This is a genomic window from Staphylococcus sp. HMSC62D11, assembly GCF_001839145.1.
GTDB classification, from domain to species: Bacteria; Bacillota; Bacilli; order Staphylococcales; family Staphylococcaceae; genus Staphylococcus; species Staphylococcus lugdunensis.
Map to the genome: position 1 here is coordinate 283,451 of NZ_KV840184.1, position 9,795 is coordinate 293,245.

7 protein-coding genes are annotated in these 9,795 nt (G+C 33.9%); 3 read left to right on the top strand and 4 right to left on the bottom strand.

All coding sequences use genetic code 11. The annotated features are described in order from the left end of the window. Positions 1–239 precede the first annotated feature (239 nt). Positions 240–1,502 carry a tyrosine--tRNA ligase gene (gene tyrS / locus HMPREF3267_RS04270; RefSeq protein ID WP_002458844.1) on the bottom strand — a complete coding sequence of 421 codons (1,263 nt, stop codon included), beginning with the start codon at positions 1,500–1,502 and terminating at the stop codon, positions 240–242. 335 nt (positions 1,503–1,837) lie between these two features. On the opposite strand from tyrS, the gene HMPREF3267_RS04275 reads away from it, so the two are divergent. Continuing rightward, entirely contained in the window at positions 1,838–2,752 is a 915-nt protein-coding gene (locus HMPREF3267_RS04275; RefSeq protein WP_002458843.1) for a biosynthetic peptidoglycan transglycosylase, read from the top strand. Between the two features lie 238 nt (positions 2,753–2,990). Here the strand turns inward: HMPREF3267_RS04275 and HMPREF3267_RS04280 are convergent, their stop codons facing one another. Together HMPREF3267_RS04280 and acsA are read right to left on the bottom strand one after the other, a co-directional pair. Further along, the gene (locus tag HMPREF3267_RS04280; protein WP_002492633.1) at positions 2,991–4,658 is read right to left on the bottom strand and encodes a formate--tetrahydrofolate ligase; all 1,668 of its coding nucleotides are present in this window, start codon (positions 4,656–4,658) and stop codon (positions 2,991–2,993) included. A 323-nt stretch (positions 4,659–4,981) separates the two neighbouring features. Beyond that, a complete protein-coding gene (gene acsA, locus HMPREF3267_RS04285) occupies positions 4,982–6,691 on the bottom strand; it encodes an acetate--CoA ligase (RefSeq protein WP_002478026.1) in 1,710 nt (569 codons plus the stop codon). Between the two features lie 155 nt (positions 6,692–6,846). On the opposite strand from acsA, the gene HMPREF3267_RS04290 reads away from it, so the two are divergent. Then, a complete protein-coding gene (locus HMPREF3267_RS04290; RefSeq protein WP_062077747.1) occupies positions 6,847–7,479 on the top strand; it encodes a hypothetical protein in 633 nt (210 codons plus the stop codon). Between the two features lie 26 nt (positions 7,480–7,505). Next, positions 7,506–8,663, top strand: a complete 1,158-nt coding sequence (locus HMPREF3267_RS04295) for an acetoin utilization protein AcuC (protein ID WP_002458839.1) — start codon at positions 7,506–7,508, stop codon at positions 8,661–8,663. Positions 8,664–8,773: 110 nt separating this feature from the next. Here HMPREF3267_RS04295 and HMPREF3267_RS04300 read toward each other — a convergent pair whose 3' ends face one another. Beyond that, complete coding sequence (locus HMPREF3267_RS04300; RefSeq protein WP_002458838.1) at positions 8,774–9,553, bottom strand: (S)-acetoin forming diacetyl reductase; 780 nt, start codon at positions 9,551–9,553, stop codon at positions 8,774–8,776. Between the last annotated feature and the right edge of the window lie 242 nt (positions 9,554–9,795).

Here is a 9,795-nt window from a genome sequence, read left to right on the forward strand (position 1 = left end):
CTGCTCCTTCAGGAGTCTCGCCATAAATACTACGCATTAACATGTAAATTTACCTTTAAATGCTTTAAAAAATAAGGCACTTTCGTATAATTTAATAAATACCACTAAACTAAATTAACGCGCTGTATATTATCTAATGCATAAGAGAAAAGACAATTTCTATCAAATAATTTTAATAGAAATTGTCTTTTTTACATTGTTTAAGAACTTAATGTCCCAGACCCTTTATTCATATTCTGTTATCGATAATTCACCATAAAGTATTTCTTTTTACCACGTCTAATAATTGTAAAAGCATTTTCTATCTTATCTTCACTTGATAAATTGTAATTAACATCTTGCTGACGCTCACCATTAATATAAATTGCACCATTATTTACATCTTCACGAGCTTGTCGTTTTGATGAAGAAATCCCTGTTTCAACTAGAGCTTCAACAATATTAGTATTGTCTGCAGATAATTCTACTTGAGGAACGTCTTTAAAACCTTCTTTTAGTTCTTTAGCAGATAAAGATTTCAAGTCACCACTAAATAATGCTTGTGAAATACGTATCGCATCATCTAAAGCATCTTGGCCATGAATCAATTTAGTCACATTTTCAGCCAGTGCTTTTTGGGCTTCACGTAAATGAGGTTGTTCATCTCTTGATGCTTCTAAACGTTCTATTTCTTCTTTATTTAAGAAAGTAAAATACTTTAAGAATTTTATAACATCATCGTCAGATTGATTTATCCAGAATTGATAGAATTCATATGGACTGGTTTTATCAGCATCTAACCAAACAGCTCCAGATTCAGATTTACCAAATTTCTTACCATCTGATTTAGTAACTAAAGGAATAGTAAGCCCATACGCTTCAGTTTGACCATACATACGTCGCATTAATTCAATACCACTTGTGATATTGCCCCACTGATCAGAGCCACCTACTTGAATTTTACAATTTAAATTTTGATTTAAATGTCCAAAGTCTATGGCTTGTAATATCGTGTAAGTAAACTCTGTATAAGAAATACCATTTTCTAATCTAGATTGAATTGAATCTTTAGCGAGCATATAATTTACACCTACATGCTTACCATAGTCTCGTAAGAAACTAATCAATGAAATTTGACCTAACCAATCTTTATTATTAACTAAAACGGCACCTTTTTCAGTTCCAAATTCAAACAATTTATGCATTTGTGCATTGATACCTTGAACATTATCCTCAACTTGTTCTTCAGTTTGTAACACACGCTCTTCAGATTTACCTGATGGATCACCAATCATACCTGTACCGCCGCCAATGAGCACAATTGGTCTATGTCCATGCTGTTGGAAACGTCTCAAAGTTAAAAACGGTAACAAATGTCCAATATGTAAACTATCTGCCGTAGGGTCCGCACCACAATATAAAGATACTTGTTCTTTGTTTAATAACTCCTCAATACCTTCTTCATCAGTTTGTTGATAAATTAACCCTCTCCACTTTAAATCCTCTAATAAAGCATTTGTCATATCTGTATACCTCCTTAAAAAAATAAAAACCCCTACATTATCAAAATGTAAGGGCGCTTTTGCACGTTACCACCATACTTTAGCATCAACATGTGATACCACTCTCTTAATGATACGTTCATTAATTAAACGTTGGATATATTTTAAAAGGTGTATTCACAATTAAAAAGCGTTAGTTCACAGCACCCACTAACTCTCTGAAGACCTTTATAACTGCTACTTGTCCTTACTATCCAATATTTATGGAATTGACATAATTATAAAGAACTCTGTTTTAAAAGTCAACTTAGTAAAATATGATATACTAGACGTACTTTCAGAAAGGACGCATGTGAATGATAAAAAAATTTGTGGCATATATGCAACAGGCTTCATATTTAAAATATGAGACCAAGTATAAATTAATCAAGCATATCTTAATTACGATGTTTGCGCTACTCTGCCTTATTTTATTGATTCTTTTCATTGCAAGTATGTTTTATTTCCATCGCATTACATCACATGCGTCAGCAATGAGTGACAATGAATTAAAGAAGAAAGCCATACACTTTGCAGGAGATGAAGCGATTGATCATAAAAATAATAATATCTTACAAGCATATGATCAGTCCCAAAATACTTTAATTGTTGGACCTAAACGTGTAAATTCAAACGTGATTGCTGCATTGACATCCTCAGAAGATACATTATTCTATCAGCATAATGGTATTTTACCAAAGGCATTAATTCGTGCAATGATTCAAGATGTTTTCAATGTGAAACAATCATCTGGAGGAAGTACAATTACACAGCAACTGATTAAAAACCAAGTATTAAGTAGTGAGAAGACGTACCGTCGTAAAGCAAACGAACTCGTATTGTCACTGCGCTTAGAAAAGATATTAACTAAAGACGAAATTGTATACACATATCTTAACGTAGTTCCTTTTGGACGAGATTATAATGGCTCTAACATCACAGGTATCGCATCTGCATCGTATAGTTTATTTGGTATTCCACCATCTAAGCTTAATATTGCAGAATCTGCATACTTAATAGGCTTACTACAAAGTCCATACACTTATACACCATATGATGAAGATGGCTCAATCAAAAATAATAATCAATTTAATATAGGTATACAAAGACAACACTATGTACTAAAGCGTATGCGAGTTGAAAACAAAATATCTGTAAAAGATTACCACAAAGCCTTAAATTTCGATATCAAACATCACCTATTACAACGAGATAAACAAGATGCAAGTTAAATAAAACATTTAAAATTTCCTTTGGCATCATTAAATAAACACCAAATGATATTAAAATTAATTATATATCTGCAGCTAAGCTGTCTACGTTATTTTTATGTTTATACGCTTGATTTTATTTAATGGCTCTTAATATAAGAAACATAGCAAAGAAGGCAATTTCTATTGAAACTTAATAGAAATTGCCTTCTTCAACTTGTCAGAGACCTTTAATTCTTAAACTATTAGCGCATATCACCTAGAATAATCCAACAGCATGGCCGTCATCTGTTACGTCCATATTTAAAGCTGCAGGTTTTTTCGGTAATCCTGGCATTGTCATAATTGCGCCAGTTAAAGCAACTATAAATCCAGCCCCCGTTTTAGCTTCTAACTCTCTAATTGTAATATCAAAACCAGTTGGAGCACCTAATGCTGTGGCATCATCACTAAAGGAATATTGTGTTTTCGCCATACAAATTGGATAATTATCCCAACCATTATTTTTAAAGTCTTTTAATTGTCGTTTTGCCTTTTTACTAAATGTTACTGAAGCACCGCCATAAATATCTTTGACAATTGTTTCAATTTTTTCTTCAAGTGGTTGATTTAAATCATATAAGAATTTAAATTCTTGTGGTTGATCAATGACTTCTAATACTTGATTAGCTAGGTCTACGCCACCTTTTCCACCTTTTTCCCAAACTTCAGTAAGTGCTATTCTCACATTATTTTCTTTTGCCCATTGCTTAACATACTCTGTTTCAGCATCTGTATCATGAATGAAAGCATTTAAAGCAATGACTGGTTCAACTCCAAATTTTCTAATATTATTAACGTGACGTTCTAAGTTAACAATACCAGCTTTAACAGCTTCAACATTTTCTTCTTTCAAATCATCTTTTGCAACGCCACCATGCATTTTCAATGCACGTACAGTTGCAACTAAGACAACAGCTGATGGTTCAAATCCAGCTTCACGTGCTTTAATATCAATGAATTTTTCTGCACCTAAATCAGAACCAAAACCAGCTTCAGTAATTACAATATCAGCTAAGTCTCGAGCTGTTTCAGTAGCTAAAATAGAGTTACAACCATGAGCGATATTAGCAAAAGGTCCACCATGAACAAGTGCTGGTGTTCCTTCGATTGATTGAACTAAGTTTGGCTTAATTGCATCTTTTAAAATCATCGCTAATGCGCCTTCAACTTTTAAATCTGCTACAGTAATTGGTTTACGATCACGTGTATAACCAATTGTAATGCGACTAATTTTTGATTTTAAATCTTTGATATCACGTGCTAAACATAAAATAGCCATAATTTCTGAGGCAACTGTAATGTTAAACCCATCTTCACGTGGTACACCGTTAGTTGGACCACCTAAGCCAACATTGACATGTCGTAATGCTCGATCATTCATATCAAGAACACGCTTCCATTCAATTCTGCGTACATCAATGCCTAATTCATTGCCTTGATGAATATGATTATCAATAAATGCTGATAATGCGTTGTTTGCTGTTGTAATCGCATGGAAGTCACCATTAAAGTGTAAGTTAATATCTTCCATTGGCAGCACTTGTGCATAGCCACCACCTGTTGCACCGCCTTTTATACCAAAAGTTGGTCCAAGTGCAGGTTCACGCAAGGCAACCATTACATTTTTATTTAGCTCATTAAATGCATCAGCTAAACCAACAGTAACTGTTGATTTTCCTTCACCAGCTGGCGTAGGACTCATCGCAGTAACTAATACTACTTTACCTTTTTCGCCTTTAGAATTAACTTTGTTAATATCAATCTTTGCTTTATAATGACCATATTGCTCTAACGCTTCGTCAGGAATCCCTGCTTTCTTAGCAATCTCCCCAATTGGTCTTAATGTTGATTGATTTGCAATTTCTAAATCTGATAAATGTGCCAACTACTTTCAACCCCTTGTTCTAAATAGTATATTGTAAGAGCACCCTGATTGTTTGGGTATCATAATTTCTTACATACTTAATAATAACTAACTCTGCCTATGATGTCGAATTTTTGATAGCGTTTACAATTATTTTAACTAAAAACATATGATTGTAAAATAAATATACGTATATTTTGGCTATTTATTTAGCAAATATCGCATACATATTGAAAACGCAAAATGGTAAAATATATTATCATTTTGCGTTCCAAACTATACATTCAATTGTTGATTATATAAGGAAAAGCATCTTTTATTTTAAAAATAAGTTCCTGCTATTTTTAGTCCTCCATAGTACTTAAATCACCTGCATCTAAATTAAGTTCCCATGCTTTAAGTACACGTCGCATAATTTTACCTGAACGCGTCTTAGGCAATTTATCTCTAAACTCAATTTCTCTAGGAGCAGCATGAGCTGATAGACCTTCTTTTACATATTTTTTAATATCTTCTTTTAAATCATCAGTCGGTTCATATCCTTGGCGTAAAGCAACAAATGCTTTTATAATTTCGCCACGTACTGGATCAGGCTTTCCGATGACACCAGCTTCAGCAACAGCTTCATGCTCAACTAATTTAGATTCGACTTCAAATGGTCCCACACGTTCGCCTGCTGTCATGATGACATCATCTACACGACCTTGAAACCAGAAGTACCCATCTTCATCTTTATATGCTGAATCCCCAGATATATACCAGTCTCCTATAAAATAAGAACGATATTTTTCTGGATTATCCCATATTTCATACATCATAGACGGCCACCCCTTTTTTATTGCTAAATTGCCCATACGATTAGCTGGCAATTCATTTCCCTCATCATCGATAATAGCAGCTTCCACACCAGGAATTGGTTTTCCCATAGAACCCAATTTGACATCCATTGCAGGATAATTAACAATCATATGTCCTCCTGTTTCAGTCATCCACCACGTATCAAGAACACGTTTACCATATGCTGATTTTGCCCATTTGATAACTTCTGGGTTTAATGGTTCTCCTACAGATAGAATAGATCGTAACGTTGACAGATTATATTTTTGAACAATATCATCACCAGCACTCATCAACATGCGTAACGCGGTTGGTGCCGTATACCAAATTGTAACTTTGAATGCTTCAATCATCTTATACCACTGTTCAGGCGTAAAACGTCCACCTGCTATACAATTTGTGACGCCATTTAGCCAAGGTGCAAATATACCGTAAGAAGTTCCAGTAACCCAACCCGGATCAGCTGTACACCAATATACATCGTTTTCTTGTAAATCTAATACATATTTCCCCGTTATATAATGAAGTAGCATTGCTTGTTGTACATGAAGTACGCCCTTAGGCTGTCCTGTTGAACCTGAAGTATAATGTAATATTAAACCATCGTCGCGTTGTAACCATGTGATATTAAATGATGTGCTAGCTGATTGCATTAACTTATTAAAATCTATATAGTCATCAGACACATCATCATCCACGATAATGATTTTTTTGAGATGTGGTAATTTTTCTTGTGGTATACGATGAAGTAATTTATTTGTTGTTATAACAACTTTGGCTTCACTATTCGCTAAACGATCTGTTACTGCCTTTTCCATAAAAGCCTCAAATAATGGACCAACAATTGCACCTACTTTTAATATACCTAAAAAGGCAAAATACAATTCAGGTGTTCTCGGCATAAAGATAAAAACGCGATCCCCTTTTTGCACATTTGCATGCTCTACTAATACATTCGCCGCTTGATTGGATAAGTGCTGTATATCTGAAAATGTATATTGTTCCTGACGCTCATTATCTTTATAGTTTAAAGCGATTTTGTCTCCTTTACCATCGTCTACGTGACGATCTATACATTCATATGCCATATTGATTTTCCCTGTTTTATACCATGAAAAAGCTTTTTCTACTTCATTCCAATCAAAGTTTTGATATACATCCTCATAATTGCTTAAATTATATTCTCCCGGTTCACTCTTATATACTTCTACCTTCATTTGAAATCCCCCTTATATGAAATCGCTTTCTTAGCATGTATTATACATAAATTTTTGTGTTATTCAAAATTTTTAGAGAATTTTTACATTTATATTTTTAATTTACGTCCATAGCCTTTATACTAATTATAATAAGATGTCGGAGGCGGAAATCAATGAAGCATGTCAAAACTTATGTCTTAAAAAATATCAACATACAAGATATTCATTTTGTTATTGAAGGACCTGTATCTTGCAGTTTTTTGAAAACGCTTACTTTCGATGATCAACTTGATGCTTTTCGACCTCCAAAGGAACAATTTAATGCTTTATTAGAAATTTCACGCCTGATGGAAGGTCGAGTATATATCATTAGAGAACGCACACATATCATTGGCTATGTAACCTATCACTATCCGGATGAGTTTGAGCGTTGGTCTCAAGGTCATTTACCTTATCTTATTGAATTGGGTGCCATTGAATTATGTCCAAAATATCGTCATTTACATTTGGGTGGTCTACTCATCGCAAATAGTCTTTCTAGTAATGAGTTTGAAGATTATATTGTTTTAACGACAGAATATTATTGGCATTGGGATTTAAAACAAGCAAAGTTAGATGTTTTTGAATATAAAAAAGTGATGCAAAAAATGATGGCCAAAGGTGGATTAGAAGTTTTTGCTACAGACGAACCTGAAATCACAAGTCACCCTGCCAATTGCTTGATGGCTCGCATTGGCAATCGTATCACACTCGATCAACAACAAGCATTTGATGATTTACGCTTTCAAAATCGCTTTTTCTTTTAAATTCTAATTACTAAAGGAAGTTTGATATGATGCATGATAAAAGAAAAACTGGATATGTCTATTCAGATAAATTATTAAAATATCGTTTTGATAATCATCATCCTTTTAATCAAATGAGACTTAAACTAACGACAGAATTGTTGCAGACGGCTGGCTATTTAAACAATAGTAATATTGTGGAACCACCTATTGCAACAACGAATGAACTAACCCTCGTGCATCAATACGATTACGTACAAGCAATTAAACATGCATCACATGGTATTTTAAGTAATCAAGAAGCTGATAAATATGGATTAAGTGGCGAAGATACGAATCAGTTTAATAATATGCATAGCCATAGTGCTCGAATTGTTGGCGGCGCATTAACATTAGCAGATTTGATTATGAAAGGCATTTATCATAATGGTTGTCATCTTGGTGGTGGTTTGCATCACGCTCTAGAAGGACGTGCCAATGGATTTTGTGTTTATAATGATGTCGCAATTACGGCTAAATATTTAAATCAAAAATACGGCCAGCGGGTATTAATTGTGGATACTGATGCACATCACGGAGATGGTACACAATGGCGATTTTATACTGATGAAGAAATAATGTGTTATTCCATTCATGAAACGGGAAAATTTCTATTTCCTGGCTCAGGACATTATACTGAACGTGGAGAGGATCAAGGATATGGTTACACAGTCAATCTACCTTTAGAGCCTTATACAGAAGATGCCTCATATCTTGAATGCTTGGAGCTATCACTTAATGCTATAATTGAAGCATTTAAACCAGATATAATATTGAGTGTGCATGGGGTAGATATTCATTTTCAAGATCCATTAACTCATATGAATTGTACGCTTGATGCATTGTATCAAATTCCCTATCTAATAAATGCACTTGCAGAAACATATACTGATGGCAAAATTATTATGTTTGGTGGTGGAGGTTATAATATTTGGACTGTAGTTCCAAGAGCATGGAGTCATGTTTACTTAGCATTAACAAGACAAACTAAACCTCATGGTGCTTTACCACAAACTTGGATTAATAAATGGACAAGTTATGCTCCAAAACCGTTACCACAAACTTGGAATGAAAGTCTCGAACACTATATTAATATTCCACGAAGAGAAGAAATAAGTAAGCATAATTTAGAACGTGCTTTACGTATTAAATCATGGTATCAATAGTATTTAAACAAAGAGAAACACTTTCGCATAAATACTCGTAGTTGCATTTAACGAAAGTGTTTGAAGTCTTTGTCACAGTAGAGCTGTTCATGTCGAATAAAACAATATGATTAATGGAAGCGCATACCACCATCAACTATAATTGTTTGACCAGTGATATAATCAGAATCACTGCTAGCTAAAAAGCCAACAACATTAGCTACATCTTCTGGTTTTGAAAGTCGTTTTAAAGTAATTTGATCTGAGAATTGTTTCCAACCCCACTCTTCTGGTTGATTATTTTCTTTAGCTAATTTAACAGCAATACCTTTCATCATTGGTGTTTCAACAATACCTGGAGCAAAAGCATTAACTGTAATGCCTTTTTCAGCTAAATCACGTGCTGCTACTTGTGTAAGACCACGAACTGCGAATTTCGTACTACTGTATAAAGACAAACCTGCGTTACCTTCAACACCAGCTTGTGAAGTAGCATTAATAATTTTACCGCCGTGTCCTAATTTTTCAAATTGTTCTAGTGCTGCTTGAATGCCCCAGAATACACCACCGACATTAACACCAACGACTTGATTAAATTGTTCTGGTGTAACTGTTTCGATTGGCGTCATTGGTCCTAATCCAGCATTATTAACAAGTACATTTAAATCTCCAAAATGATTTACAACCTCACCCAATACTTTAAATACTTCATCACGATTGGATACGTCAGCTTTGTATGCTGCTGCTTCTTGACCTTCTTTATTCAATTTAGCTGCTGCTTCTTGAGCGCCTTCATAATTATAGTCAACGACAGCTACGTTAAATCCATCATTAAATAAACGTTGTGCAATGGAAAAACCAATACCTTGTGCTGCGCCAGTTACGACTGCTACTTTTTTAGTATTACTCATTATCAATCACCTCATAATAATTCTTTTCAATTTTATATTAGCACTTTGTAAAATTTATAGGGTGTCTTTTTTGTGAATTTTTCGATAATTCTAATAATATTACAATTATAGCTGTATAAAACGCAAAAAAGGTCTGAGATATTAAGTTCTTAAACAATGTAAAAAAGACAATTTCTATTATGTATTAGATAATATACAGCTTGTTATTATTTTAGGGTGATAAGATGTAGCCCCACGATGGT

Coding starts and splice junctions, on each gene's coding strand:
- HMPREF3267_RS04295 (WP_002458839.1), top strand. CDS start 7,506: ATGATGCATGATAAAAGAAAAACTGGATATGTCTATTCAGATAAATTA.
- HMPREF3267_RS04290 (WP_062077747.1), top strand. CDS start 6,847: ATGAAGCATGTCAAAACTTATGTCTTAAAAAATATCAACATACAAGAT.
- acsA (WP_002478026.1), bottom strand. CDS start 6,691: ATGAAGGTAGAAGTATATAAGAGTGAACCGGGAGAATATAATTTAAGC.
- HMPREF3267_RS04275 (WP_002458843.1), top strand. CDS start 1,838: ATGATAAAAAAATTTGTGGCATATATGCAACAGGCTTCATATTTAAAA.
- HMPREF3267_RS04300 (WP_002458838.1), bottom strand. CDS start 9,553: ATGAGTAATACTAAAAAAGTAGCAGTCGTAACTGGCGCAGCACAAGGT.
- tyrS (WP_002458844.1), bottom strand. CDS start 1,502: ATGACAAATGCTTTATTAGAGGATTTAAAGTGGAGAGGGTTAATTTAT.